General features: G+C 71.7%; 21 protein-coding genes. 8 read left to right on the top strand and 13 right to left on the bottom strand.

Annotated elements, in window-relative coordinates; genetic code table 11:
- Positions 1 to 18 precede the first annotated feature (18 nt).
- The 3 genes from HNQ79_RS25855 to HNQ79_RS25845 are packed head-to-tail and all read right to left on the bottom strand — an operon-like array spanning position 19 to position 3,444.
- Positions 19 to 765, bottom strand: coding sequence for a succinate dehydrogenase/fumarate reductase iron-sulfur subunit (locus HNQ79_RS25855; protein ID WP_185035115.1), 747 nt, complete (start codon positions 763 to 765; stop codon positions 19 to 21).
- A complete protein-coding gene (locus tag HNQ79_RS25850; protein ID WP_185035113.1) occupies positions 762 to 2,711 on the bottom strand; it encodes a fumarate reductase/succinate dehydrogenase flavoprotein subunit in 1,950 nt (649 codons plus the stop codon). The genes HNQ79_RS25855 and HNQ79_RS25850 overlap by 4 nt, the downstream gene beginning before the upstream one ends.
- Before the next feature lies 1 nt (position 2,712).
- Positions 2,713 to 3,444 (bottom strand): succinate dehydrogenase cytochrome b subunit, encoded by a 732-nt coding sequence (locus tag HNQ79_RS25845; RefSeq protein ID WP_185035111.1) that lies wholly within the window; start codon positions 3,442 to 3,444, stop codon positions 2,713 to 2,715.
- Between the two features lie 97 nt (positions 3,445 to 3,541).
- Here HNQ79_RS25845 and HNQ79_RS25840 point away from each other — a divergent pair, with 97 nt between their 5' ends.
- Positions 3,542 to 4,432 (top strand): LysR family transcriptional regulator, encoded by an 891-nt coding sequence (locus HNQ79_RS25840; RefSeq protein WP_185035109.1) that lies wholly within the window; start codon positions 3,542 to 3,544, stop codon positions 4,430 to 4,432.
- 91 nt (positions 4,433 to 4,523) lie between these two features.
- Here HNQ79_RS25840 and HNQ79_RS25835 read toward each other — a convergent pair whose 3' ends face one another.
- From HNQ79_RS25835 to HNQ79_RS25825, 3 genes are all read right to left on the bottom strand, one after another.
- Positions 4,524 to 6,617, bottom strand: coding sequence for a putative bifunctional diguanylate cyclase/phosphodiesterase (locus tag HNQ79_RS25835; protein WP_229923683.1), 2,094 nt, complete (start codon positions 6,615 to 6,617; stop codon positions 4,524 to 4,526).
- A 299-nt stretch (positions 6,618 to 6,916) separates the two neighbouring features.
- Positions 6,917 to 7,729: an SAM-dependent methyltransferase gene (locus HNQ79_RS25830; RefSeq protein ID WP_185035107.1), complete on the bottom strand. Its 813-nt coding sequence runs from the start codon at positions 7,727 to 7,729 to the stop codon at positions 6,917 to 6,919.
- Between the two features lie 267 nt (positions 7,730 to 7,996).
- The gene (locus HNQ79_RS25825; protein ID WP_185035105.1) at positions 7,997 to 9,001 is read right to left on the bottom strand and encodes an SCO0930 family lipoprotein; all 1,005 of its coding nucleotides are present in this window, start codon (positions 8,999 to 9,001) and stop codon (positions 7,997 to 7,999) included.
- A 630-nt stretch (positions 9,002 to 9,631) separates the two neighbouring features.
- Between HNQ79_RS25825 and HNQ79_RS33990 the strand changes: the two genes are divergently transcribed.
- Together HNQ79_RS33990 and HNQ79_RS25815 are read left to right on the top strand one after the other, a co-directional pair.
- Positions 9,632 to 9,871, top strand: a complete 240-nt coding sequence (locus HNQ79_RS33990) for a hypothetical protein (RefSeq protein ID WP_185035423.1) — start codon at positions 9,632 to 9,634, stop codon at positions 9,869 to 9,871.
- Positions 9,872 to 9,896: 25 nt separating this feature from the next.
- Positions 9,897 to 10,661, top strand: a complete 765-nt coding sequence (locus tag HNQ79_RS25815) for a bestrophin-like domain (protein ID WP_185035104.1) — start codon at positions 9,897 to 9,899, stop codon at positions 10,659 to 10,661.
- A 95-nt stretch (positions 10,662 to 10,756) separates the two neighbouring features.
- On the opposite strand, the gene HNQ79_RS25810 is transcribed toward HNQ79_RS25815, so the two are convergent.
- Entirely contained in the window at positions 10,757 to 12,319 is a 1,563-nt protein-coding gene (locus HNQ79_RS25810; RefSeq protein ID WP_229923679.1) for an FAD-dependent monooxygenase, read from the bottom strand.
- Positions 12,320 to 12,607: 288 nt separating this feature from the next.
- Here HNQ79_RS25810 and HNQ79_RS25805 point away from each other — a divergent pair, with 288 nt between their 5' ends.
- Positions 12,608 to 13,201: a hypothetical protein gene (locus HNQ79_RS25805; protein WP_185035102.1), complete on the top strand. Its 594-nt coding sequence runs from the start codon at positions 12,608 to 12,610 to the stop codon at positions 13,199 to 13,201.
- An 82-nt stretch (positions 13,202 to 13,283) separates the two neighbouring features.
- Here the strand turns inward: HNQ79_RS25805 and HNQ79_RS25800 are convergent, their stop codons facing one another.
- Complete coding sequence (locus HNQ79_RS25800) at positions 13,284 to 13,763, bottom strand: hypothetical protein (RefSeq protein ID WP_185035100.1); 480 nt, start codon at positions 13,761 to 13,763, stop codon at positions 13,284 to 13,286.
- A gap of 371 nt (positions 13,764 to 14,134) precedes the next feature.
- Between HNQ79_RS25800 and HNQ79_RS25795 the strand changes: the two genes are divergently transcribed.
- Positions 14,135 to 14,800, top strand: a complete 666-nt coding sequence (locus tag HNQ79_RS25795) for a class F sortase (RefSeq protein ID WP_185035097.1) — start codon at positions 14,135 to 14,137, stop codon at positions 14,798 to 14,800.
- A 16-nt stretch (positions 14,801 to 14,816) separates the two neighbouring features.
- On the opposite strand, the gene HNQ79_RS25790 is transcribed toward HNQ79_RS25795, so the two are convergent.
- Positions 14,817 to 15,662, bottom strand: coding sequence for a polysaccharide deacetylase family protein (locus HNQ79_RS25790; RefSeq protein WP_185035094.1), 846 nt, complete (start codon positions 15,660 to 15,662; stop codon positions 14,817 to 14,819).
- 101 nt (positions 15,663 to 15,763) lie between these two features.
- Positions 15,764 to 19,063, bottom strand: a complete 3,300-nt coding sequence (gene lysX / locus HNQ79_RS25785; protein ID WP_185035091.1) for a bifunctional lysylphosphatidylglycerol synthetase/lysine--tRNA ligase LysX — start codon at positions 19,061 to 19,063, stop codon at positions 15,764 to 15,766.
- Between the two features lie 142 nt (positions 19,064 to 19,205).
- Here lysX and HNQ79_RS25780 point away from each other — a divergent pair, with 142 nt between their 5' ends.
- Positions 19,206 to 19,676, top strand: a complete 471-nt coding sequence (locus HNQ79_RS25780; protein WP_229923680.1) for a universal stress protein — start codon at positions 19,206 to 19,208, stop codon at positions 19,674 to 19,676.
- A gap of 10 nt (positions 19,677 to 19,686) precedes the next feature.
- Here HNQ79_RS25780 and HNQ79_RS25775 read toward each other — a convergent pair whose 3' ends face one another.
- On the bottom strand, positions 19,687 to 20,910 hold the full coding sequence (locus HNQ79_RS25775) for a CapA family protein (protein ID WP_185035087.1): 1,224 nt from the start codon (positions 20,908 to 20,910) through the stop codon (positions 19,687 to 19,689).
- Between the two features lie 426 nt (positions 20,911 to 21,336).
- On the opposite strand from HNQ79_RS25775, the gene HNQ79_RS25770 reads away from it, so the two are divergent.
- Complete coding sequence (locus HNQ79_RS25770) at positions 21,337 to 21,900, top strand: sigma-70 family RNA polymerase sigma factor (RefSeq protein WP_185035085.1); 564 nt, start codon at positions 21,337 to 21,339, stop codon at positions 21,898 to 21,900.
- A 270-nt stretch (positions 21,901 to 22,170) separates the two neighbouring features.
- The gene (locus HNQ79_RS25765) at positions 22,171 to 22,647 is read left to right on the top strand and encodes a hypothetical protein (RefSeq protein ID WP_185035404.1); all 477 of its coding nucleotides are present in this window, start codon (positions 22,171 to 22,173) and stop codon (positions 22,645 to 22,647) included.
- Positions 22,648 to 22,690: 43 nt separating this feature from the next.
- Here the strand turns inward: HNQ79_RS25765 and HNQ79_RS25760 are convergent, their stop codons facing one another.
- Entirely contained in the window at positions 22,691 to 23,902 is a 1,212-nt protein-coding gene (locus HNQ79_RS25760) for a sensor histidine kinase (RefSeq protein WP_185035083.1), read from the bottom strand.
- The gene (locus tag HNQ79_RS25755; protein WP_185035081.1) at positions 23,899 to 25,647 is read right to left on the bottom strand and encodes a sodium/solute symporter; all 1,749 of its coding nucleotides are present in this window, start codon (positions 25,645 to 25,647) and stop codon (positions 23,899 to 23,901) included. Before HNQ79_RS25755 ends, HNQ79_RS25760 begins: the two co-directional genes overlap by 4 nt.
- Positions 25,648 to 25,654 lie beyond the last annotated feature (7 nt).

Raw genomic sequence — 25,654 nt, 5'->3', positions numbered from 1 at the left:
GACGTCTCGTCATTTCTCTCAGCGCTTCGCCTTGCGGTTCGCCCGCAGCCACTCCTTGTTCATCGCCGCGATGGACGGGAGCGGGATGCCCTTGGGGCAGGCGGTGGCGCACTCCCCGGCAAGGGTGCAGCCGCCGAAGCCCTCGTCGTCCATCTGCGCGACCATGTCAAGGACCCGGGTCTCCCGCTCGGGCGCGCCCTGTGGCAGCACGTTGAGGTGGTTGACCTTCGCCGAGGTGAACAGCATCGCCGACCCGTTGGGGCAGGCGGCGACGCACGCCCCGCAGCCGATGCACTCGGCGTGCTCGAAGGCGAAGTCGGCGTCGGCCTTGGGCACCGGAGTCGCGTGGGCGTCGGGCGCGGCGCCGGTCGGCACGCTCACGTAACCGCCCGCCTGGATGATCCGGTCGAAGGACGACCGGTCCACCACGAGGTCCTTGACGACGGGGAAGGCGGAGGCCCGCCACGGTTCGACGTCGATGGTGTCGCCGTCGGAGAAGGACCGCATGTGGAGCTGGCAGGTGGTGGTGCGTTCGGGTCCGTGGGCGTCGCCGTTGATGACGAGGGAACAGGCGCCGCAGATGCCCTCGCGGCAGTCGTGGTCGAAGGCTACGGGGTCGTCGCCCCTGAGGATCAGCTCCTCGTTGAGAGTGTCGAGCATCTCCAGGAAGGACATGTCGGCGGAGATGTTGTCGACGTCGTAAGTGGCCATCTGCCCGGGGGTGTGGGGGTTCTTCTGGCGCCAGACGCGCAGGGTGAGCCTCATGCGTAGCTCCGCTGGGTGGGGTGGACGTACTCGAAGACGAGGTCTTCCTTGTGCAGAACGGGGGCGGCGCCCGGGGCGAACTCCCAGGCGGCGGCGTACGCGAAGCGTTCGTCGTCGCGGGCGGCCTCTCCGTCCGGGGTCTGGGACTCCTCGCGGAAGTGTCCACCGCAGGACTCCTCGCGGTGCAGGGCGTCGAGGCACATCAGCTCGGCGAGCTCCAGGTAGTCGACGATGCGGTTGGCCTTCTCCAGCGACTGGTTGAACTCCTCGCCGGAGCCGGGGACCTTGATCCGCCGCCAGAACTCCTCGCGGATCTCCGGGATGCGCCCGAGCGCCTTGCGCAGCCCCTCCTCCGTACGGGCCATCCCGCAGTACTCCCACATGAGTTCGCCGAGTTCGCGGTGGAAGGAGTCGGGGGTGCGGTCACCGTCGACGGCGAGCAGCCGCTCGATGCGCCGACGGGTCTCCCGCAGGGCACTCTCGGCGGCCGGGTGGGAGGCGTCGACGGGTTCCGGCCGGGCGTTGCGGGCCAGGTAGTCGTTGATGGTGGAGGGCAGCACGAAGTAGCCGTCGGCCAGGCCCTGCATGAGGGCGGACGCGCCGAGCCGGTTCGCGCCGTGGTCGGAGAAGTTGGCCTCGCCGATCGCGAAGAGGCCCGGGACGGTGGTCTGGAGGTCGTAGTCGACCCAGAGGCCGCCCATCGTGTAGTGCACGGCGGGGTAGATGCGCATCGGCGTCTCGTACGGGTCCTCGGCGGTGATCCGCGCGTACATGTCGAAGAGGTTGCCGTACTTCTCCTCGACCTTCGCCCGCCCCATCCGCGCGATGGCGTCGGCGAAGTCGAGGTAGACGCCCTGCCCGCCGGGGCCGACGCCGCGGCCTTCGTCGCAGACGTTCTTGGCGGCGCGGGAGGCGATGTCGCGGGGGACGAGATTGCCGAAGGAGGGGTAGATGCGCTCCAGGTAGTAGTCGCGCTCCTCCTCGGGGATCTCGCGGGCGGGCCGGTCGTCGCCCCGGGCCTTCGGTACCCAGATGCGGCCGTCGTTGCGCAGCGACTCGCTCATCAGGGTCAGCTTGGACTGGTGGTCGCCGGTGCGCGGGATGCAGGTGGGGTGGATCTGGGTGAAGCAGGGGTTGGCGAAGTACGCGCCGCGCCGGTGGGCCCGCCAGACCGCGGTGGCGTTGGAGTTCATCGCGTTGGTGGACAGGTAGAAGACGTTGCCGTATCCGCCGGTGGCGAGGACGACGGCGTCCGCGAAGTGGCTGGAGATCTCGCCCGTGACGAGGTCGCGGGCGACGATGCCGCGTGCCTTCCCGTCGACGACGATCAGGTCCAGCATCTCGGTGCGGGCGTGCATCTCGACCGTTCCCGCGGCGATTTGGCGGGACAGCGCCTGGTAGGCGCCGAGCAGGAGCTGCTGTCCGGTCTGGCCGCGTGCGTAGAACGTCCGTGACACCTGTACGCCGCCGAAGGAGCGGGTGTCGAGCAGTCCGCCGTACTCCCGCGCGAAGGGGACTCCCTGGGCGACGCACTGGTCGATGATCTCCACGGAGATCTGGGCGAGCCGGTGCACGTTGGACTCGCGGGCCCGGAAGTCGCCGCCCTTGACGGTGTCGTAGAAGAGGCGGTGGATGGAGTCGCCGTCGTTGCGGTAGTTCTTGGCGGCGTTGATGCCGCCCTGGGCGGCGATGGAGTGGGCGCGGCGCGGGGAGTCCTGGTAGCAGAACTGGACGACGTGGTAGCCCTGTTCGGCGAGGGTCGCACCGGCCGCGCCGCCCGCGAGGCCGGTGCCGACGACGATGACGGTGTGCTTGCGGCGGTTCGCCGGGTTCACCAGCTTCGCCTCGAAGCGGCGGGTGTCCCAGCGTTCCGCGACCGGGCCGGCGGGGGCCTTGGTGTCGGCGAGAGGGGCGCCGACGGTGTAGGCGGTGTACGAGGAGGTCATGTCAGCCCACCAATCCGGTCATCACGGCGACCGGCACGGAGAGGAAGCCCACGGTCAGTACGAGGGCGAGGAGGTTGGCCGTCACCTTCAGGAAGCGTTCGCGGGTCGCGTTGCCGACGCCCAGCGTCTGGGCGGCGCTCCAGAAGCCGTGCCGGATGTGCAGGCCGACGGCGAGCATGGCGACGACGTAGATCGTGTTCCCGTACCAGGTGGAGAAGGTCGCGACGACGTTCTCGTACGGGCGCCCCGCCTGTGCGTTCTCGTTGACGGTGAGGGTGGTCAGGTCCAGCAGGTGCCACACGATGAACAGCAGCAGGATGATGCCGCCCCATCGCATGGTGCGCGTCGCGTAGCTCGCGCGCCTGCGCTTGTGGGCGTAGGCGACGGGTCTGGCCCTGAGGTCGCGGCGGCTGAGCTGGTACGCGGCCGCCGCGTGCCCGACGACGGCCGCGAGCAGCAGCACGCGGACGATCCACAGGGCCCACTCGTAGTGCAGGACCGGTTCGCCCATGGTGCGCAGCCAGTGCGCGTAACCGTTGAACTCGTCCGTCCCGAAGAAGATCTTCAGGTTGCCGATCATGTGGGCGACCAGATAGCCGAGCATGATCAGCCCGCTGACCGCCATGACCGTCTTCTTGCCGACGGTCGATCCCCAGAATCCGCGCAGTCCGGTGGGGCGCCGTACGGGCGGTTTTCGGGAGGGGGCGGTGTCCTGCCGCGATGCCAGAGCCATGGGTCAGGACGCTAGGGCCGAAGGGCCCGAAAGGTCCAAGACATGGTTCGGCTCAAGTCCATAGGCTGCCGCTATCGGGCGTGCCTATGCTGAGGGCATGCAGTTCCAGCAGCTCCGCTATTTCGTGGCCGTGGCCGAGGCGCGGCACTTCACCCGGGCCGCCGAGGAGATGCACGTGGCGCAGCCCTCGCTCTCCCAGCAGATCCGCTCGCTGGAGCGGGAGCTGGGCGCGGACCTGTTCACGCGTGCACGCGGCAACATCGCGCTCACCGACGCGGGCGAGGCGCTGCTGCCGCTGGCCCGCCGGATCCTCGCCGACACCGACACCGCCCGCCGGGAGGTGCAGGAGCTGGCGCAGCTGCGGCGCGGCCGGGTCCGTCTGGGCGCGACCCCGAGTCTGTGCACGGGCCTGCTCCCGGACGTGCTGCGCGCCTTCCACGACGCGCACCCCGGCATCCAGCTCCTCGTCGAGGAGGGCGGCTCGCACGACCTCGTCCGGCAGCTGGCGCGCGGCGCTCTCGACCTGGCCCTGGTCGTACTGCCCCTGCCGACGCCCTCCCCGGCGCTCACCGCGGTGGAACTGCTGCACGAGGACCTGGTGGTGGTGTCCGCGCCGTCCGCCCGCGCGCCGCGCCGTCCGGTCCGCGTCGCCGACCTGCGCGACACGCCGATGGTGATGTTCCGCCACGGCTACGACCTTCGGGAACTGACCGTGGCCGCGTGCCGCGCCGAGGGCTTCGAGCCGACGTTCACGGTGGAGGGCGGCGAGATGGACGCGGTCCTGGGCTTTGTCCGGGCGGGCCTGGGGCTGGCCGTGGTACCGCGCATGGTGGCGGAACACGCCGGCACCGGCCTGCGGGTGACCCCGCTGGCCAGGCCGGGACTGCGGCGCACGATCGCGCTGGCGCACCGCAGCGACGTGGCGCCACCGCGGGCGGCACGGGAGTTGCAGCGGATGATGGTGGGGCTGTGGGAGCCCGCCTCCTGAGAGTCGTGGCATCCTTCCTCCGGGCGCGTCCACCCGCACCGGAGGCGAGCTACCGCATCGGAGGAACCGCCGCTTCGGACGGCCCGTCCGCTCAGACGGCGTCCATCAGCACCAGCGAGTGGATCATGTCGGGGGCGCCGGGCCTGGCGTAGTACCAGCCCTGCGCGGTGTCGCAGCCCAGTTCCCGCAACTGCTCGGCCTGGGCGCCCGTTTCGACGCCTTCGACCGTTACGGCGAGTTCCAGGCTGTGTGCCAGCGAGACGATCCCTTCGACGATCTTGATGTCGACGGGGTCGGCGGGCAGGCGTTGCATGCTCTGGGTGAAGGAGCGGTCGAGCTTGAGGACGCTGACCGGCAGGCGGCGCAGGTTGGCCAGGTTGGAGTAACCGGTGCCGAAGTCGTCGAGGGCGATGTCGATGCCCATCTCGGCGAGCTGGCGCAGCGGCTTGAGCAGGCCCTCGTCGGCACCTATCAGTGCGGACTCGGTCACTTCCAGACAGAGGGCGCCCGGGGAGAGGCCCGCCCGTTCGAGGACTTCGACCGTGTCCGCGACGAGGCCGGGGTGGTGGAGCTGGGTGGGCGAGAGGTTGACGTTGATGCGCAGCGGGCCGCCGTCGGCGTGCTTCTCCTGCCAGAACCTGGCCTGCCGTACGGATTCCTGGAGCACCCAGCGGCCGAGCGGCACGATCAGCCCGGTGTGCTCGGCGAGCGGGATGAACCGGTCCGGCCCCAGGACGCCGTGCTGCGGGTGGCTCCAGCGGACCAGGGCCTCCGCGCCGTGGACGCTGCCGTCGCCGAGGTGGACGAGGGGCTGGTACTCGATGAAGAACTCGCCGCGCTCCAGGGCGGCCGGCAGCGCGTGGGTGAGGCCGTGCCGGGTGATGGCACGCTCGTCGGCCTCCGCGTCGGCGAACTCGAAGCGGTTGCCGCCCGCCGCCTTGGCGCGGTACATGGTGATGTCGGCGCTGCGCAGGACGTCGGCGGGACCGCGTTCGGCGGCCGGGCCCTCGACGATGCCGATGGAGCCGCGCACCGTGATCTCGCGGCCCTCCAGGTGGATGGGGGTGGCCAGGGCGTTCAGTATCCGGGCAGCCAGGTCGTCGACCTCGCGGCGGGTGTCGGGACCCGTGGTCAGCGCCACGAACTCGTCGCCGCCGAGCCGGGCCACCATCTCGCCGGGCGCCGTCGCGCAGCTCTGCAGGCGGTCGGCGACCTCGACGAGGAGGCGGTCGCCCGCGGAGTGCCCGAGACTGTCGTTGACCGCCTTGAAGCCGTCCAGGTCGAGGTAGCAGAGACCGAAGCGGGCGTCGCCCCCGGCGGACAGGACCTTCTCCAGGCGTTCGAAGAACAACGTCCGGTTGGGCAGTCCGGTGAGCGCGTCGTGGGTTGCCTCGTAGCGCAGGCGCAGATTGAGCAGCCGCCGCTCGGTGGTGTCCTCCATGAGGGCGAGCTGGTACTGCGGGCGGCCCTCGGCGTCGCGCAGCAGCGACACGGTGAGGTTGGTCCACAGGACGGTGCCGTCACCCCGGTAGAAGGCCTTCTCGCAGCGGTAGTGGTCGCGCTCGCCGCGCACCAGCTCCTCGTACATCCGCCAGATCTGGGCGGTGTCCTCGGGGTGGTCCCAGTCGCTGACCTTGCGGCCGCGGATCTGGGTGTCGAGGCCGCCGAACATCCGGGTGAGGGTCTCGTTGACCTCCAGGATCGTGCCGTCCAGGGCGGCGATGCCGATACCGACGGCCGCCCCTTCGAAGACCGCGCGGAAACGTTCCTCGGTGGCGTGCAGGGCCTGGCGGGCCTCGGTGCGCGCACAGAGCGCGGAACGGGCGATGGCCTCCTGCTCGCGCAGGGTGCGCTCGCGCAGCGCGCGGGCGAACCCGGCGGCGATGCCGTGCTGGAGCCGGGCGCAGCGGGCGCGGTTCTCCTCGGCGGCGGCCGGCGGCCCGTCGGCCGCGGCGCAGTACAGGACGAGATACGACTCGACGACGCCGAGGGTGCGGACGAGGGCGTCCGGGTCGGTGCAGTGCGCCTCGACGAGGGCTGCCCCGACCTCGTGCGCGGGGTTCGCGTCGAAGGGCCGCCGGTGCAGCGCCTCGCCGAGCAGGCGGGCCAGCGGCAGCAGGAGCTGCTCGAACTCGGGCCGGGTGAGGGAGGTGGCGGTGGCCGGGAAGATGGCCCGGCTCCAGATCGTCGCGAACCGTCTGAGCCGGTCCTCGGGCCCGTCGGGGACGGCCGCCTGCTTCCCGGCGGAGGGGGAAGGAGCGGATGCCGTACCCGTCGGGTAGACGACCGCGCCCGGCGCGGAGGCCAGGGCCGGTTCCGTACCCCTGCTCGGGCCGGACCCCTGGACCGGGACGGCGCCCGAGGACCGGACCGTGCCGGGGCTGCGGGGCCGGGTCCGGGCCCGGCCGCCGCCGCCCGGCCCGGAGTCGGGCACGCCGGCCGCTGCGCCGTCCCGTTCCCCGTCGGAGGCCTGCGCCTGCGCGCTCACGCCTTGCGCCCCACCCCTGCGAAGCCCGAGAAGGCGTACGGGTCTTCCTGCGCGACGGGCGTCTCGGGCCGCCATTCGGCCATCGGCACCAGACCGGGTTCGACCATCCGGAAGCCCTCGAAGAACCGCGCGACCTCGGAACGCGAACGCATGATCAGCGGGTTCTTGATCTTCTGGTAGATGTCGACGACACCGCCCGTCAGTTCCTCGGTGAGCGGCACGCCCTCGTAGGAGGCGTGGGTGAGGATCAGCATGCTGCCGGGGGCCAGGGCGTCGCGGAGCGTGGCGACGGCGGCGTACGGGTCGTCCGCGTCCTCGATGAAGTGCAGGAGGGCGACCAGCAGGAGCGCCACCGGCCTTTCCAGATCGAGGAGTTGGCGGAGCTCGGCGGCTTCGAGGATCTCGCCGGGCTTGCGGAAGTCCGCGGCGACGACGGTCGCCAGCTCGTTCCCTTCGAGGACGGCCCGGCTGTGCGCGACGGCCACCGGATCGTGGTCCACGTACACCACACGCGCGGCGGGGTCGGCGGCCTGGGCCACCTCGTGGACGTTGCCGAAGGTGGGGATGCCGGATCCGATGTCGAGGAACTGGGTAACGCCCTCGGACAGCGCGTGCCGTACGGCGCGGCGCATGACCGCCCGGTTCGCCTGCATGATCTTGGGCAGGCCCGGCATGAACTCCATCGCCCTGCGGGCCGCCTCCCGGTCGACCTCGAAGTTGTGCGAACCGCCCAGGTAGTAGTCGTAAATACGGGACACGCTCGGCATCGAGATGTCGATGCCCGGCGGTGCCCAGGCGGGACGCTCCATCAATGTCTCCAACAGTCGCCGCGACGAATGCGGGCACGGCTGACGTACGTGCCCGGTGTTCGAGCTGAGGCTACTGATCCACCGCCAGTGGGGCGAGCGAAAACGGAAATTACCCGTCCGTTCTCGGTCACACCCGGATGGCAAGTGCACCCGTGCACGCGCCCGGCCCGTCACCCCCGCGCGAACGGGGACGACGGGCCGACTGTAGGGGCATACGTGGTACGGCTCCCACTCGGGACCCTCCGTTACGGGGACCCGCCGGGAATGTCACCTGGGAGCGCCCACCATCCTGCCCTGCGGCGACACGGCGTACCAAGTGCCGCCCACGCCCTGGCCGTTGGTGTCGCCGGGCCCGGTGTCGCCCGAGTAGGTGTAGAGCGGCCAGCAGTCGATCGTCTGCTGCTTGGCCCCGTCGGGGCGGTCGAAGACGACGTAGCCCTTCTTGAGGATGCCCTCGGTGTCGTTCTTCGGTACGGGGGCGACGGCCGGCCACTTGGCCAGGCAGTCGCCGGTGCAGGCGGACTTCATGGGCCAGGCCGAGTCCTTCTTGAAGCGGTAGACGGTACGGCCGCGCCGGTCGACGACGATCTCGCCGAGTTCGGGGTCCTTCCGCACGGACATGCCGGGTCGGTCGGCGGGCGCACCGGGGGAGGCGGCACCCTCCGGGCCCTCGGCCCCGGGGGCGGCGGCGTCCGGCTTCTCCGTTCCGGCGTCCGGCTTCTCGGGCGACGCGGCGGCCTTCTTGCCGTCGGGAGCGGAAGCGAACCAAGTGCCGCCCACACCCTGCCCCTTGGCGTCCCCCGCCGCGGCGTCCCCGGCGTACCGGTACATCGGCCAGCCGCCCAGGGTGAGCTGCTTGCGGCCGTCGCCGCGGGTCACCTCGCCGACCAGGTCGGGGGCGGTCCCGGGGGGCGCGGTGACGCTCGCCGCGGGTACCGGCGGCCAGGTTTTCGCACAGTCGCCGCCGCAATTCGACGTCGGCGGTTTCGCGGTGTCCTTGTCGAAGCGGTAGAGGGTCATGCCCGCGCTGTCGGTGACGACCTTGCCGAGCTGTCCGGTGTCGCGGGCGGCGAGCTGCCCCGCCGGCCGCGGCTCAGCGGCCGGCGCCTGGTCCTCGCCGTACCCGTCCTGAGCGGGCCGCTGGGCGGGGGCCGGGTTGCCGACGGTCCGGGATCCCGGGGCGCCGTCGGCGCCGTCCTGGCCGCACGCCGTCGTCATCGCCAGTACCGCCGCCGCCGTCACCGCGAGCGAGACGTTCCGCCAGCTGTTCATGTCGACTCCCGTTTCCCGAAGGTTCTCGTAGGGCTGTGTCCGACGCGTCCGTGCGTCGCACCCGGCCCTAGGTACGTGCGGGGAACACCGCCGCGTTCAACGGCGGGGAGAAGAAATCGACGGTCGCCTCCCACAGCGGTTCGCACACCAGAACCCTTCTCATGCGCAAATTCGAGCCCGTGACTCCCATCAGGGGAATCCCATACTTCTTCCGCGTGCCGCTCGTTGGGCAGATTCATGAGGCCCCTCGTCCACGGATCACGCCGGAAGTCCGCTCCGCTCCTGCTGCGACTGCTGTCCGCGGCCACTTTGGGCTTGGTGCTGGCGGGCTCGGCTCCCGCCTCGGCCGACAGCTGTGCCTACGCCTCGATCGGCGAGGGCGGCGGAACGTCGGCGATCGCGGTGGCGGGCGGCGACGGCACGTCGTGCTCACCGAAGCCCGTTCCCCCGCCGCCGCCACCGCCCCCTCCGCCACCGATCCCGCCGGACCCCAAGCCCCCGGCGCCGGCTCCTCCTCCGGCGCCGGCCCCGGTGCCCCCGCCCGCGCCACCTCCCGTACCGCCACCCGCGCCGGAACCGGAGCCGAAACCGCCGCCCCGGCCTCGTCCGCCCGAGCCCGTGCCTGCACCTGTGCCCGAGAGGCCCCCGCTGACTCCGCCGCCCTCCCCCGCTACCGAACCCCCCTCTCCCCCCGGCCGCCCCTCGGCCCTCCCCGCACCGCCCGCGTCCCGGGCGGTCGCCATCCCCACCTACCGCAAGCCCGCGCGCAAACCCTCGAAGAACCGCACGTCCATGCTCACCCTCGCCCTCATGATCACAGCGCCCGCGGTCTTCGCCGTCGCGGTACTGCGTCCCCGTTCTTCCCGCTGATGCGGTCCCACCGACGGAGGTTCCCTTGTCGGAATGGCTCGTTCTGAGCATCGCGATGGCTTCGGCCTGCGCGATCGTCCTCACCATCGTGGTGATCAACCACCGCCGGGTCGGCGACGACGACGACCCGACCCAGACCCCCGACGTCCTCGAATACATGACGATGATGATCGGCGTGATCTACGCCATCGTCCTCGGCCTCGCCATCGCCGGCGTCTGGGAGGGACGCGGCGCCGCCCAGGAGTCCGTCCGTCAGGAGGCACAGGCCCTGCACGAGGTCAGCGCACGCGCCGAGGTCTACCCGGCCGACGTCCGCGCCCGCATCCGCGCCGACATCGACGCGTACGTCGACTACGTCATCGACACCGAGTGGCCGCACATGACGGAACACAACGAGGTCACCGAACGGGGCGGCGAACTCCTCGACCGCGTCCGTCACGACGTCACCCTCTACGCGCCCAGGACCGACCTCGAAGGCCAGGCCTACCAGCCCCTCGTCGACCAGGTCGCCGCCGCCGACGACGCCCGCAACAGTCGCGCCCAGAACACCGGGGCGACGATGCCCACCGTCGTCTGGTTCGGCCTCATCACCGGCGCCCTCATCACCATCGGCCTCATCTTCGCCCTGCAGATCCGCCGCACCGGAAGAGAACTGCTGCTCGCCGGGCTCTTCAGCGTCATGATCGCCTTCCTCCTCTTCCTCATCTGGGACCTCGACGCCCCGTTCGGCCACGGCATCTCCGCCACCCCCGAACCCTTCGTCGACCTGCTCCCAGGAGCCGGCGACTGAGGGTGGGGCGGCAACCGGGCCGGTGGGCCGCCAGGGTGGGGCCGGCCGGGGGGGAAACGTCCCTCCGGCCGGCGCCACCCGTAGGAGAGGTCCGGTCAGCTCCCGAGGAGGCGCAGGTAAGTGAGCACGGCGCCGTGGCGGTGCCCCTCCGTGATCAGTGCCACGTGATTGTCGGGGCGGACCAGGACCAGAGCGTCGCCCTGGACTCCGTATGCGGTCCTGGCGTGTCCCGCGTCGTCGCGCAGCCCGCCGTGCGGCCCGGCGTCCACGGCGCACGTCCGCAGCGGATGGACGGACTGCCCCTGCGCCACATGCCCCAGTGCCGGGGCGGCCCCGCCGCCGAAGCCGAGGAGGGTGAAGTGTGGCCCCGCGAACCTGTCGAACAGCCGGACCCGATCCCCGCTCTCCGCATCCGTGCACGGCGCGTCCGGGGCCCGGTCGCCCGCGCTCAGCCGGCCGTCGTGCGGCGTCGCCCCCTGCGAGAGCGAGCTCCACCGGTAGCCGAGGCCCAGGCCGGAGGTGTCGTCCGTGATGCCCGCGTCGAGTCCGCCGCCGGGTTTCCGGATGGCCGCCATGACCGTGTCGAGCCGCGCGGACGACGTCTTCAGCGTCCAGGCGGCGACGGGCAGGCGCTCCTCCTCGTACGTGTCGAGCAGTCCTTCGCCCGCCCGGCCGGTGACGACGGCGGCCAGTTTCCAGCCCAGGTTGTAGGCATCCTGGATGCCGGTGTTCATGCCGAGGCCGCCCGCGACCGGGTGGACGTGCGCGGCGTCGCCCGCCAGCAGGACACGACCGGTGCGGTAGCGATCGGCCATGCGCACGTTGACGCGGTACGTGGACAGGAGCGCGGCGTCGTGAAGCCGGACGCCGGGCAACCGGGCGTGCCGGTCGAGAAGCCGCTGGAAGCTTTCGCGGGAAGCGGGCAGCGGCTCGCCGTCCGCGTCGCGTTCGGGTGAAGCCTGGAACCACCAGCCGCGATCCGTGCCCGGGATCGGACAGAGCAGCACCGCGCCGTCCTCGTCGAACCACTGGTGCCAGCGGTCACGGGCAAGGCTGCCGGCTCCGGTCAGTTCGACGTCGCCGTTGACCATGACCTGCTCCGCGTGGGTCGTGCCGTCGAAGGTGACGCCCATGAGCGTGCGGACGCGGCTGTGGCCGCCGTCGCAGCCGACCAGGTAGCGCGCCTCGATGCGACGGCCGCGGGAGGTGCGGGCGACGACCCGGTCCACGCACTGCTCGTACGAGACGATCCCGACGGCGAGTTCGACGTGCACGCCGTACCCGGCCAGCTCGGCCCGCAGGATCTCCTCCAGCGTCCACTGCGCGATCAGCCGGCCCCGGTCGTAGGGCGCGTCGGGGGCCGGCCGGCAGCCCGCGTACGGGTCGGAGTCCGCGACGACGGCCGCGTCGCGGTACTTGCGCATGACGAGCGGGGCGGAGCCCTCGTCCACAATCCGGCCGACGACGCCGAGGTCCTCCAGTACTTCCAGGCTGCGCGCGTTGGGCCCTTTGGCCCGTGAACTCCGGCGGACGGAAGAGGACTTCTCGACGATCCGGAGGTCCACGCCCCGCCGGGCGAGGTCGCACGCCAGCGTCAGGCCGGTCGGCCCGGCCCCCACGATCAGCACACTGCTCACTGCTGCGCCTGTGTCGGGCACGCGGCACCGCCGCCCTTCTTCGTCGCGGGATTCTTCACCACACGAAGAAAACACAACTAAGACTCAAACACAACTGAGTAACACTGCGCGCGCTGCTTCGACCGCACTCACCGTGCGGCCGCACCGCCTCGACCGGGGCCGGCCGGGGGACATCCATGCCCCATTCGCGCGACTGTGATCGCGGGGCTCACCGGGCACTCCTAGCGTTCCGGGTATCGAGGTGCATTTTTCCGATATGAGTGGAAATCAGTTCCGCCGCTGTGCTCCTCGGGGACCCGGAGAATCACCATGCGTTCAACAAGACTCGCTCCCACCGCGGCCGCCGCGTTGGGCGCCGCCGCTCTCGTCGTCGGCGGCGTCGGTTGCGCGGCCGCGGAGGGCGGCGCCGCCAGTGGCAGTGAGGACACCGGGGCGGGCCTCTCGAACGCCCTCACCGTGACGCCCTCCACCATCGCCGCCGGCGGCGAGGTCACCCTCGCCGTCCCCGGCTGCACGACGGCCGCTACCGTCTCCTCCGGGATCTTCGACACGGTCGTCGTCGAGCCCGGCCGCTCCGCCCGGGTCGCGATCGACCGGGAAGCGAAGCACGGCGCCGTGTACGACGTGTCTTTCACCTGCAGCGGCACCAAAGGCTCCACCTCGTTGACCGTCGCGGGCGGCAGCCTGCCGACGACCAGCTCGACCTCCCGCCCGTCCCCGGTGACCTCGGCATCCCCCGTCACCTCCGCCTCTGCCGTACGCGGAGTGCGGGGCGGACTCGGCGGCAGCGTCTCGGAGATGAACGCCACCCAGGTCGCCGCCGGCGCCGCCCTGACGGCGCTGGCCGTCGGCGGCACCTTCTACGCGGTCCGGCGCCGGGCTTCGGGTCCTGGCCGGCACTGAGCGAGGCCGGGCACCACGTACAGACGCCGGTGGGCCCGGGTCCCCGTACGGGGACCCGGGCCCACCGGCGTCACAGAACGGATCAGGCCCTGCCGCCGGCCGCGTTGCGGCGGCGGGCGACGAAGACCGCGGCGCCGAGTGCCGCCGAGGCGACCAGGCCGGCACCGACCGCCACGTCCGTGTCGCTCGGTCCGATCGAGCCGCCGAGACCGCCGTGCGCCCCGCGTCCGGCGAGCACGGTGAACCGGTGGGTGGCCACCATCGCGTTGTCGCTGCACTTCACGGCCAGGTTGTAGTGGCCGGGAGTGGCGTGGTCGTTGATCCGGGCCGACGCGTACCCCTTGCCGCCCGCCGACAGGCTGGCCTGCGGGAAGGCGTTGGACGTCACGGTGCCGCCGTGGCCGCAGCCGTGCGCCGTGATCGAAATCGTGCCGCCCTGGTGGACCGAGTACGGATTGACCGTGACGCTGCTCGGCCCATTGGTGGCGGAAGCCACGGGGGCGGTCAAGGCGACTGCGGCGCAGGCGAGCGCGGTCGCCGCACAGGCGCGTGAAGCACGCATCGTAGAACCTCCATCGGAAGACGCTCCGGGGCGGTGCTCCGGGAAATTCGACGAGTACGCCTTCCATGACGAACCCTCACCTACCGGTGTGATCTACGCATTTCGTACTGGGCCGGACCGGTGACGGGACGGCCCCATCGCGGGTGGTGCCGACCTGACGACGGGGCGGCGCGCCTCCTGACGCCTTCTCAGATGCGCATGCCCACGCGCCTTCTGATGCCAGGTCAGGAAGCACTTCGCCACCCGTTCGCGCTCCGCACCTCGCCGCCGTACCGCGGGGCGCTTAGCGTCCGTACCAGACGGGCGGGCCCGTGCACGGCGGGCCTGATCGTGCACGACCGGCGGGTGGGCGCGACGAAGGGAGCAGCACTATGGGGCACCGGCAGGAATGGCGTGGCGCGCACCCGAGGCGGCGGGCGCCATGGGGCCCGCTGACGCTGGCACTGCTCACCGGGCTCGCCCTGTTGCGCAACGGCAGCGACGTCGGGTTCGGCCCGCCGCAACCGGCCGCGGCAGCGGCACGGAACAGCGCCGCCGAGATTCCCTCCGCCCCGGGACACGCGGCCGGCGCCCCCGCCCTCCCCCACGCGCCGGCCTCCCGGGTGCGCCTCCCCGCGATCAAGGTCGACGCCCCCATGGTGGACGTCGGCCTCGACCGGGAGGGGTGGATCGAAGCCCCTCCCCCGCAGGACCCCAACCTCGCCGGCTGGTACCAGAACGGGATCGCCCCCGGCCAGAGCGGCACCTCCATCGTCGTCGGCCACGTCGACAACTCCACGGGGCCCGCGGTCTTCTTCGGGCTCGGCTCGGTGAAGAAGGGGCAGCGCGTGGAAGTCGACCGCTTCGACGGCCGCACCGCGGTGTTCGAGGTGTACGGGGTGGAGGTGTACGACAAGGAGAGCTTCCCGGGTGCCCGGGTGTACGGCGACACCGGGCGACCGGAACTGCGGGTGATCACCTGCGGCGGGGGCTACTCGAAGGACACGGGCTACGCGGGGAACGTGGTCGTCTTCGCCCGGCTCGTGGCCACGCGGTAGCTCCCGCGTCCTCGCCTCAGTCCTGCGGGACGGTGATCCGGTAGCCCTGGTCGAGGAGTTCGGGCAGGTACGTGCGCAGGGCGCGGACGGTGCCCGAGCGGTCGCCGCCCGCGTCGTGCGAGAGGACGACCACGCCCGGCCCGGCACCGGCGCGGACCCTGCGGACAATGGCCGAGCTGCCCGGTTCGGTCCAGTCCAGGGTGTCCAGCGTCCAGCCGAGCGGTTCCATCCCCAGCTCCGCGCCGATCTCGAAAGAGGCCCGGTTCCACGCACCGTAGGGGGCCCGGTACCAGCGCGGTGCCGCCCCCACCGTCCGTTCCACCACGTCACTGGTGCGTCCCAGCTGGGAGCGGATGCGCGAACGGGACAGCTTGGGGATCAGAGGGTGCGACCAGGAGTGGTTTCCGATGACGTGGCCGTCGTCGGTCATCTCGCGCAGCAGATCCTGGTTCTCGGCCGCCATCTCGCCGCAGACGAAGAACATCGCCCGTGCGCCGTGGCGTCGCAGCGTCTTGAGGAGGGCCGGGGTGTAGCGGGGGTCCGGCCCGTCGTCGAAGGTGAGGACCATGGTGCGACCCGGCGCGTCCATCCGCAGGAACGGTTTGCGGCGGACGGGCGGGACCGCGGGCCTGAGCTTCGGGGGTCCGTACGCGGTCATCGGACGCAGCCGGTACGCGGACGCCTTGAGCGGTGCGCCGGCCCGGGGCGGGCCGGCGGCCGGGCCGGGCTTCGCGGCGGTGGGGGCGTCGGGGGTCTGCGCCGTGTCCGTGCTGAGCACGTGCACGGTGGCGGCGGCTCCGACACAGGCGGCGAGACGCAGCAGGGCCCGGCGAGACGAAGTCGGCTGATCTTCTGCTTTCATGACTAATGGCTCGCACGCCGTGGCGTGCGAGCCATTGATCAACACTTTTCGGGGTCGCGATTGCACCCGATGGAACTAGGGAGCGAGGCTCCGCACGCGTCTCAGCGGCGTACCAGCGGGAACGGCAGCGTCTCGCGGATGGTACGGCCGGTGAGGAACATGACGAGCCGGTCGACGCCGATGCCCAGGCCTCCGGTGGGGGGCATCGCGTACTCCAGCGCGTCGAGGAAGTCCTCGTCGACCTCCATGGCCTCGGGGTCGCCGCCCGCGGCGAGCAGCGACTGTGCCCGCAGCCGTCGGCGCTGCTCGACGGGGTCGGTCAACTCTGAGTAGGCGGTACCCAGTTCGGTACCGAAGGCGACCAGGTCCCAGCGCTCCGCGAGGCGCGGGTCCTTGCGGTGCTGGCGGGTCAGCGGGGAGACGTCGGTGGGAAAGTCCTTGTAGAAGGTGGGCAGCGTGGTGCGCTCCTCGACGAGGCGCTCGTACATCTCCAGAACGAGGTCGCCGCGGGTCTTCTCGGGGGAGTGCGGCACGCCGGAGCGGTCGCAGAGACGGCGCAGCACCGGCTCCGCGGTGTCGGCGTCCACCTCTTCGCCGAGGGCTTCGGAGACGGCCCCGTACAGCGTCTTGACCGGCCAGATCCCGGAGATGTCGTACTCGACGACCTTGCCGTCGGCGTCCGTCTTGCGGGCGACCGGGGAGCCGAAGGCGGCGGTGGCCGCGCCCTGGACGAGTTCGCGGGTGAGGTCCAGCATCACGTCGTAGTCGGCGTACGCCTGGTAGGCCTCCAGCATCGTGAACTCGGGGTTGTGCTTGTAGGAGACGCCCTCGTTGCGGAAGGTGCGGCCCATCTCGAAGACCTTCTCCATGCCGCCGACACACAGCCGCTTGAGGTAGAGCTCGGGGGCGATGCGCAGGTAGAGGTCGAGGTCGTAGGCGTTGATGTGGGTGGTGAAGGGGCGGGCGTTGGCGCCGCCGTGGATCTGCTGGAGCATCGGCGTCTCGACCTCCAGGTAGCCGCGTTCCAGCAGTCCCTGGCGCAGTCCCTGGACGACGGCGGAGCGGGAGCGGACGACCTCGCGGGCGTCCGGGCTGGCCACCAGGTCGACGTACCGGCGGCGCACCTTGGCCTCGGGGTCGGTGAGGCCCAGGCGCTTGTCGGGCAGCGGACGCAGGCACTTGCCGGTGAGCTGCCAGTCGGTGACGAAGAGGCTCAGCTCGCCCTTCTCGGACGTGCCGATCTCGCCGGTGACGGAGACGAGGTCGCCGAAGTCGACGTCGGCGGTGAACCGGTCGAGGATGTCCGTTCCGGAGCCGTCGCGGGTGAAGGCGATCTGGAGGTCCCCCGACCAGTCGCGGAGGTCGGCGAAGACGACGCCGCCGAAGTCCCGTACGACCATCACGCGGCCGCAGACGGTGGCGGTTTCGCCGGTGCGGACGCCGGGTGCGGCCGTGGGGTGTGCGGCGCGGATCGCGGCCAGGGTATGGGTGGCGGGCCGGACGCCCACGGGGTACGGGTCGGTGCCCTCGGCGCGCAGCCGGGTCAGCTTGCGGTGCCGGATGCGGATCTGCTCGGGCAGGTGCGCGACGGGGTCGGAGTCCGCGGCGTCCGCCGCGCGGGCCAGGCCGAGTTCCTCGACGGAGGGCAGGCCCGCGGTGCTGGCCGGGTTGGTGAAGGTACGGCGCGGGGTGTGCCCGCGGCCCCACCTCTTGCGCAGGCTGGGCACGGCGACGAAGCCTTCGGCGATGCCGGAGGCGAGGGAGACCCGGGCGAGGGAGCCCGCGTCTCCGTAGCAGAGGAAGCGGGGGTACCAGGCGGGCTGGTACTTGACGTTCGAGCGGTAGAGCGCTTCGAGCTGCCACCACTTGGAGAAGAAGAGCAGCAGTCTGCGCCACAGCCGCAGGATCGGGCCGGCGCCGATCCGGGCACCCTCCTCGAAGGCGGAGCGGAAGACCGCGAAGTTGAGGGAGATGCGGCGGATGCCGAGCTTGGGGACCTGGGCGCAGATCTCGGCGACCATGAACTCCATGACGCCGTTGGGCGCCTGCCGGTCGCGGCGCATCAGGTCCAGGGAGATGCCGTCCTTGCCCCAGGGCACGAAGGACAGCAGGGCGATGAGCGTGCCGTCGGCGGCGAAGGCCTCGACGAGCAGGCAGTCGCCGTCCTCGGGGTCGCCGAGCCGGTCGAGCGCCATGGAGAAGCCGCGCTCGGTCTCGGTGCCGCGCCAGGCGTCGGCGCGGTCGATGATCTGCTCCATCTCGGCGTCGGAGAGGGCGGAGTGGCGGCGGATGCGGGTGGTGGCTCCGGTACGGCGGACCCGGTTGACGGCCTGCCGGGTGACCCGCATGTCGCGGCCGTCGAGGTCGAAGGAGGCCACGTCGAGGATGGCCTCGTCGCCGAGCTGCATGGCGCTGAGGCCGGCGCGGGCGAACGCGGTGGCGCCCTCCTCGGATGCGCCCATGACGGCGGGCGCCCAGGCGTACCGCTTGGCCACGTCCAGCCATGCCTCGATCGCCTGCGGCCAGGCCGCCTTGTCGCCGACGGGGTCGCCGGAGGCGAGGGAGACACCGGCCTCGACGCGGTAGGTGACGGCGGCCCGTCCGTTCGGGGCGAAGACGACGGCCTTGTCGCGGCGGGTGGCGAAGTACCCGAGGGAGTCCTGTGCCCCATAGGCGCCGAGCAGCGCCCGGATGCGGGGCTCCTCGTCGCCGTGCAGGGAGGACTCCATGCGCTGGGAACGGAACAGGGTCGCGGCGGCGGCCAGCAGGGCGAGCGCGCCGAGGAGTCCGCACAGGAAGTAGAGGAAGCGCGGCCCCCGGCCGTCGAACTCCCCGTACAGCACCCCGCCGAAGACGCGGACGATCACCCATGGCAGGCGGTCGGCGGCCACCAGCGTTCCCGGGAAGAGGGAGACGAGTCCCCAGCCGACGAGCACCGCGGCCGCCAGCGAGGCGACCAGGACGCCTACTGCCCGGCGCACCGCGCCGTGCCGGGAGGCCGCGTAGAACTCCTTGCGCGCGAGGATCAGCACCACCAGCGCGGCGGCGCACACCACCGTGGAGGCCAGCGCCTCCCAGTCCTTCAGGATGGTCCAGAGCACGTCGCTGATGAGCAGCAGACCCAGGTATCCGACCACCAGCCACCAGGCGATCTTCTTGCGTGCCCCGACGGCGGCGGCGAGCAGGAAGAAGAACACCGCGTACGCCAGGTTCGCGCTCACCGGGACGGTGAGGAACTCCAGGAGTCCGGTGAGCGGCCTCACCAGTCTGCGCAGGGGCTGACTGATCGCGAGCAGGGCACAGTACAGACCGAGCAGACCGAAGAAGGTCGCGAATCCGTCGGGCACCCGGCCGAGGAAGCGGTTACGGCTGGTGGGAGTCTCCTCCACGCTGACACTCATGGAGGAAACTCTAGGGAGCGCCACACCCCCACGCCTCCCGGGGTCAGGCCCTTCACCTGCGTGTAGCCGCGGTGCGGGCGGTGGGAGACGGCCGCCCGACGCGTTTCGGCGGGCGTGTCTCCCAGGGGATAGCCTCCGCTCTGTGACCGAACAGCCCGAACAGCAGCGCCCCGCCTTCGAACGCGGTACCGACGGCCCCAAGGTGATCGTCGCCGGAATCGACGGATCCTCTTCCTCCCTGCGCGCGGCCTCCTACGCGGCGGGGCTGGCCCGTCGGCAGAACGCGTTGCTCGCCCTCGTGTACGTACAGCCGCTGATCCCCGCGGGCGCGGCGCTCGGGGCCCCGGTGGCGGGGGCCACCGACGAGATCGCCGAGGACCTGATCGGGGAGATCCGGCGGGCGGCGGAGCGGGTGAAGGGGATGTTCGACGTGCGGTGGGAGTTCCACACCTTCCGCGGGGACCCGTACAACGGGCTCGTCACGGCCGCCGACGAGTTGACGGCGGACGCGGTGGTGGTGGGTGCCTCGGAGTCGGCGGGACACAGGTTCGTGGGCTCGGTGGCGGTCCGGCTGGTGAAGGCGGGGCGGTGGCCGGTCACGGTCGTACCGTGACCGGACCGGTTCAGCGCCCCATGGTGAGCCCGGACGCGGAGGCGCCGCGGCTCAGGACGACCCGGCGGATCCGGTCGCGGATCTCTTCGTAGCCGCTGTCCGGCGCCCCGAGGTTGATGACGCGGTTGGCACCCACGTCGAAGAGCTGGGGAATGAACTCCGCCTTCTCGACCTCCCAGCCCTTGCCCGGGCCGGCGGGCGGCGCGAAGGTGAAGCGGCCGATGGAACTCATGTTGCCCCGGTCGTCCGGTGCACCGGAGTGGTTGACCATGGCGCCGGCGATCTGGTCACCCATCCCGTAGACGATGTAGGTGCCGTTCACCTTCTCGTAGGGCTGGGGAACGTGGGCATGTGTTCCCAGGATGAGATCGACGTCCTTGCGTCCACCGGTGGACGATGCGGTGAGCGCGCGGCCGAGGGAGAGCTGGTCGGCGTCGGGGGCTTCCTGCCACTCGGTGCCCCAGTGCAGGGAGACGACGACCACGTCGGCTCCGGCCCTGCGGGCGGCGCGGGCGTCCGCGATGATCGTGTCCCTGTCGATGAGGTTGACCGCCCAGGGCTGCCCGTCGGGCAGCGGGTAGCCGTTCGTGCCGTAGGTGTACGCGAGCTGGGCGACCTTGGCGGTGCCCGCCGTCAGGAGGGTGGGGCGGGCGGCCTCCCGGGCGGTGCGGGCGGAGCCCGCGTGGGCGAGGCCGGCCCGGTCGAAGGCGTCGAGGGTGCGGCGGATGCCGGCACGGCCCGCGTCGAGGGTGTGGTTGGAGGCGGTGGAACACGAGTCGTAGCCGGTGGCCTTGAGGGCGGCGGCCACCTGGGGCGGGGAGACGAACGCCGGGTAGCCGCTGTAGGGGCCGTCCTCGTCGCCGTACACCGTCTCCATGTGACAGATCGCCAGGTCGGCCCGGGAGATCACCGGCTTGGCGCCCGCGAGCATCGGCCCGAAGTCGTAGCCGTCATCGCCCGCGTCGGCACGGGCCTGACGGATGATCGAGTCGTGCGGGAGGACGTCGCCGGAGGCGACGAGGGAGAACCCGCGCCGGGGGGTCTCGGGGGCGCCGGCCTTCGGGACGGCGGAGCCGGCGGGCTTCGGGGCGGCCGCGCGGGTGGCGTCGTCCGGTCCGGCGGTACAGGCGGTCGCGGCGGTGATCAGCAGTGCGGCCGCGGCGGCCACCCCGTACCGGCTCCCTCCGTACCGACCTGCTCCGTGCCGCCTCGGGTTCGCAGTGCGCTTCGTCATCGGACCGGCTTCCCTCAGGTGGATGCGTCTCGAACATGCGCTGGATATACGCACGGAGAATCCATCCAGGAACAAGGGAGAAGTCAAGGACATTTAATATGATTACCAGTCAAGCTAGCCCGAACAGCTCCCCCGTAAGGACGCAACCGGCCCACGCGCGGTGCCCGCGACGGCCGACCGCTCACCGTGCCGCTCGTCGCGCCGCTCGACCGTTCGTCGCACGCACCGGCCGCCTGTTCGCACGGCGGACACCGCCCGCCAGCGGAGCCCGGAACGGACGGTTATCTTCTCCCCTGAGCTCGGCCCGGCTGTGATCGTCGTCACCCGCCCGGCCGGGCCCGCCGTCCGCACCCCGCGACCGCCGCACCCGCGTACGGCCCCACGCCCTCCCGCCCGCCCGTCCTCCCGCCCGAAGGAGCGTCCACGGTGACCACCGCCACGTCCCTCGCCCCGCGCACCGACGAACGCGCCCTGGCCGCTCTCCAGCAGGAGCACGGCTCCGCGCTCTTCGGCTTCCTCCTCGGCCTCACCCATGGCGACCGGCAGCGCGCCGAGGACCTCGTACAGGAGACGCTGGTTCGCGCCTGGCAGCATCCGGAGGCACTGGACGGCGACCACGAGTCGATGCGGCCCTGGCTGTTCACGGTCGCCCGACGGCTCGCGATCGACGCCCGCCGTGCCCGCCGGTCCCGGCCGAACGAGGTCGGCGCGGAGGTGCTCGCCCACTCGGCGGCGCCGGAGGACCTCGCGGAGCGCTCGGTCACCGGACTCGACGTGCGGGAGGCGGTACGGGCACTGCGCACCGAGCACCGCGAGGTTCTGGTGCAGGTGTACTTCCGGGGACGTTCGGTGGCGGAGACGTCGAACGAGCTGGGCATTCCGGAAGGAACCGTCAAGTCCCGTACGTACTACGCACTCCGGGCACTGCGCGGTGTACTCCCGGGATACGAGGACGGCGCGGTAAGGCGCACCGGACGCGGCGCCGCGTGAGCCCCGGAGCCGCCGCGCGCGTCAACCCGTGCGTCACACCCGCACCGCTCGTACACCCCCTCCTCCCGCGCCACGGCGAAGGCGCGACGATTTCGAAAGCGCGGCATCAAGTTCGGTAAAGATGCCCCGCCAAACCCCTCGCAGCGTGAAAGCTCTTCGCCGGGGGCCCGAGTCCGGAGCCCCGTACACCGGAAGCACGACCGGAGAAGGTGGAATGCTGTGCTGCCCGAGAGCGCCAATGGCACCGGCGGAAGCAGTCTTGCCGTACCCATGGCATGGCTGTATGCCGAGTACATCGCCGACGAGCTGCTGCGCACCGGGCAGTTGATCCCGCCCGGCACGCTGGAGTTCCGCGCGGGCCGGGAGGCCCTCGCGCTGACCGTCTACCTGTCGGACTCGACGGACGAACTGTCCGGGGTGGGTGTGATCTCCCAGCTCGACGAGTGGCTCTCGCTGACGGCGTACGGCCATCCGTGGGAGCGCTGGGTACGGGAGCGCTTCGCTGCCCGCCGGGGCGAAGCGGGGCCCGACCTGGAGCTGGCGCGGGCCTCCTGGCGCTGGCTGGCGTCCACGGAGCTGCTGGCGACGGACCTCGGCGGCACGGGCGTCGAGGGCGAGGAAGCGGTGGACCCGGATTTGCTGGACGGCATCGACGGACTGGTCCGGGTGGACGAGAGCACGCAGGTGTGGCTTCCCGCGTGGCAGCTGGGACTGCCGCTGGGACACCTGTCCGTCCATCTGTTCTGACCGAGCCGTCCCGCCCGGACCGTTCCGGCCGGACGCCTGTTCCTCAGTTCCGCGGGCGGGGCGCACTGTGCACGCCCGCGCGGTACTTGGGCAGTCTGACGGTGATCTTCATTCCGGCGCCGACGCCCGTCTCGATGACCAGGCCGTAGTCGTCGCCGTACACCTGGCGCAGCCGCTCGTCGACGTTGGACAGGCCGATGCCGGCGGTGGCGGGTTCCTGTCCGGCGAGAATGCGGCGCAGCCTGTCGGGTTCCATGCCGACGCCGTCGTCCTCGATGGTGACGATCGCCTCGGCGCCGGCGTCCTGGGCGGCGAGGGTGATCCGGCAGTCCTCGCGGGAGTCCTCCAGGCCGTGCTTGACGGCGTTCTCCACGAGGGGTTGCAGTACCAGGAAGGGCAGGGAGACGGGCAGCACCTCGGGGGCGATCTGGAGCGTCACCTTGAGCCGCTCACCGAAGCGCGCCCCGGCGAGTGCCAAGTACTGCTCGATGCAGCGGAGTTCGTCGGCGAGCTGGGTGAAGTCGCCGTGTCTGCGGAACGAGTAGCGGGTGAAGTCGGCGAATTCCAGCAGGAGTTCTCGGGCCCGCTCGGGGTCGGTCCGGACGAACGAGGCGATGGCGGCCAGTGAGTTGAAGATGAAGTGCGGGGAGATCTGGGCGCGCAGGGCGCGGATCTCCGCCTCGACGATACGGGTGCGGGAACGGTCCAGCTCGGCGAGTTCCAGCTGTACGGAGACCCAGCGGGCGACCTCGGTGGCCGCCCGGACGAGGACGGCCGACTCGCGGGAGCCGTAGGCGACGAGGGCCCCGAGCACGCCGTCCTCACCCGTGAGCGGCGCGATGACCGCCCAGCGCAGCGGACATGCCGGGTCGTCGCAGTCGGTGTGGACGCTCTGGCTGCGCCCCGAGTCGAGCATCTCGGCGACCTTGAGCATCACCTTCTCCTGGTGGTGGTCCGCGCCGGGACCGTCCCACGCGAGGACGGCGGTGCGGCTCGTGAGGCAGAGGGTCTCGGTGCCGAGGAGGGAGCGCAGCCGGCGGGCGGCCTTGCGGGCGGTGTCCTCGGTGAGTCCGGCACGCAGCGGGGGCGCGGCGAGGGAGGCGGTGTGCAGGGTGAGGAAGGTGGCGCGCTCGACCGGAGTGCCGAGGTCGAGGTTCTTCCCGCCGCCGCGCGCGGTGAGGCGGCCGAGAGCGGTGCCCGCGGCGAGGAGCAGTGTTCCGGCGGCGGTGAGAGCGGCGATCTCTATGACGGTCACTGGTCGGCCGCTCCCTCGGGGGTGTCGGTCAGTTCCTCGGGAAGGTGCAGGCGGGCCAGGATGGCGGCGGTTCCCCCGGGTATCCGGTCGCGGGTGGCGAGGGAGACGGCCACCATCGTCAGGAAGCCCAGCGGCACGGACCACACCGCGGGCCAGGCGAGCAGTGTGTGCGTCCACCCTGAGACGGAGAGTCCCGCTCTGGTCGTCATGACCGCCGTCAGCGCGGCTCCTCCCCCGACGACCAGGCCCGCCACCGCGCCGGGCGGGGTGAGTCCGCGCCACCAGATGCCCAGCACCAGCAGCGGGCAGAAAGACGACGCGGACACCGCGAAGGCGAGCCCGACGGCGTCCGCGACCGGCACGTTGGCGACGACGGTGCTCACCGCGAGCGGAACGGCGATCGCGAGCACGGTGGCCAGCCGGAAGTGCCGTACGCCGCGCGCCGGGAGGACGTCCTGGGTGAGCACTCCGGCCACCGCCATGGTCACTCCGGACGCGGTCGACAGGAACGCGGCGAACGCCCCGCCCGCGAGCAGCGCCCCCAGCAGGTCGCCCAGGACGCCGCCCAGGACGCGTTCGGGGAGGACGAGCACGGCGGCGTCCGCGTCCCCGGTGAGGACGAGTTCCGGCGCGTAGATCCTGCCGAGCACCCCGTAGACCGGTGGCAGCAGGTAGAAGGCGCCGATGAGTGCCAGGACGACGAGGGTGGTGCGGCGGGCGGCCCTTCCGTTCGGGCTGGTGTAGAAGCGGACGGCGACGTGCGGGAGTCCCATGGTGCCGAGGAAGGTGGCGAGGATGAGTCCGTAGGTGGCGTAGAGCGGGTGCTCCTCGCGGCTGTCGGCGAGCGGATGGGCCCATGTGGAGGAACCCGCGGCCCGGCCGTCCCCCTTCCCGGTGCTCTTCTCCGGGACTGCGGCGCCGGCCGGGAAGCGCAGGACGGTGCCGCCGGTGACCCGGTGCGGCCCGGAGGCGAGCGCGACGTCGTGGTCCCCCTCGTACGCCCGGTCGTCGACGGTGCCGGACACGGAGACGGTCAGCGGCTGGTCGAGGTCGATGCGCACGGTCTCCTGGAACCGCACGGAGGTGTGCTCGCGGAAGGTGGCCGGGGCGTCGAACCGGGCGCGGGGCGCGTCGTCCCCGTACCAGGCGGCGAGCAGGAAGAGGGCGGGGACGAGCAGCGCGGTCAGTTTGAGCCAGTACTGGAAGGCCTGGACGAAGGTGATGCTGCGCATGCCTCCGGCGGCGACGGCCCCGGTGACGACCACGGCCACCACAAGCCCGCCGAGCCAGCCGGGCGCTCCGGTCAGGATCTCCAGGGTCAGCCCCGCGCCCTGTAGCTGGGGCAGCAGGTACAGCCAGCCGATGCCCACGACGAAGAGGCTGGCGAGACGTCTGACCTGGGTCGATTCGAGCCGGGCCTCGGCGAAGTCGGAGAGCGTGTACGCGCCGGAGCGGCGCAGCGGGGCGGCGACGAAGAGCAGCAGCACGAGGTAACCGGCGGTGTAGCCGACCGGGTACCAGAGCATCTCGGGTCCCTGGAGGAGGACCAGTCCCGCGACGCCGAGGAAGGAGGCGGCGGAGAGGTATTCCCCGCTGATGGCGGCGGCGTTGAGGCGGGGGCCGACGGTGCGCGAGGCGACGTAGAAGTCGGAGGTGGTGCGGGAGATGCGCAGACCGAGCGCGCCGATCAGCAGGGTGACGAGAACGACGACGGTGACTGCCGCGACGGAGTACGCGTGGTTCATGGGGTTT

The sequence above is a fragment of the Streptomyces candidus genome, assembly GCF_014207445.1.
In the GTDB taxonomy this organism is placed as follows: domain Bacteria; phylum Actinomycetota; class Actinomycetes; order Streptomycetales; family Streptomycetaceae; genus Streptomyces; species Streptomyces candidus.
The sequence above is the reverse complement of the archived record's forward strand: the minus strand, read 5'-3'. Positions and strand labels throughout refer to the sequence as shown.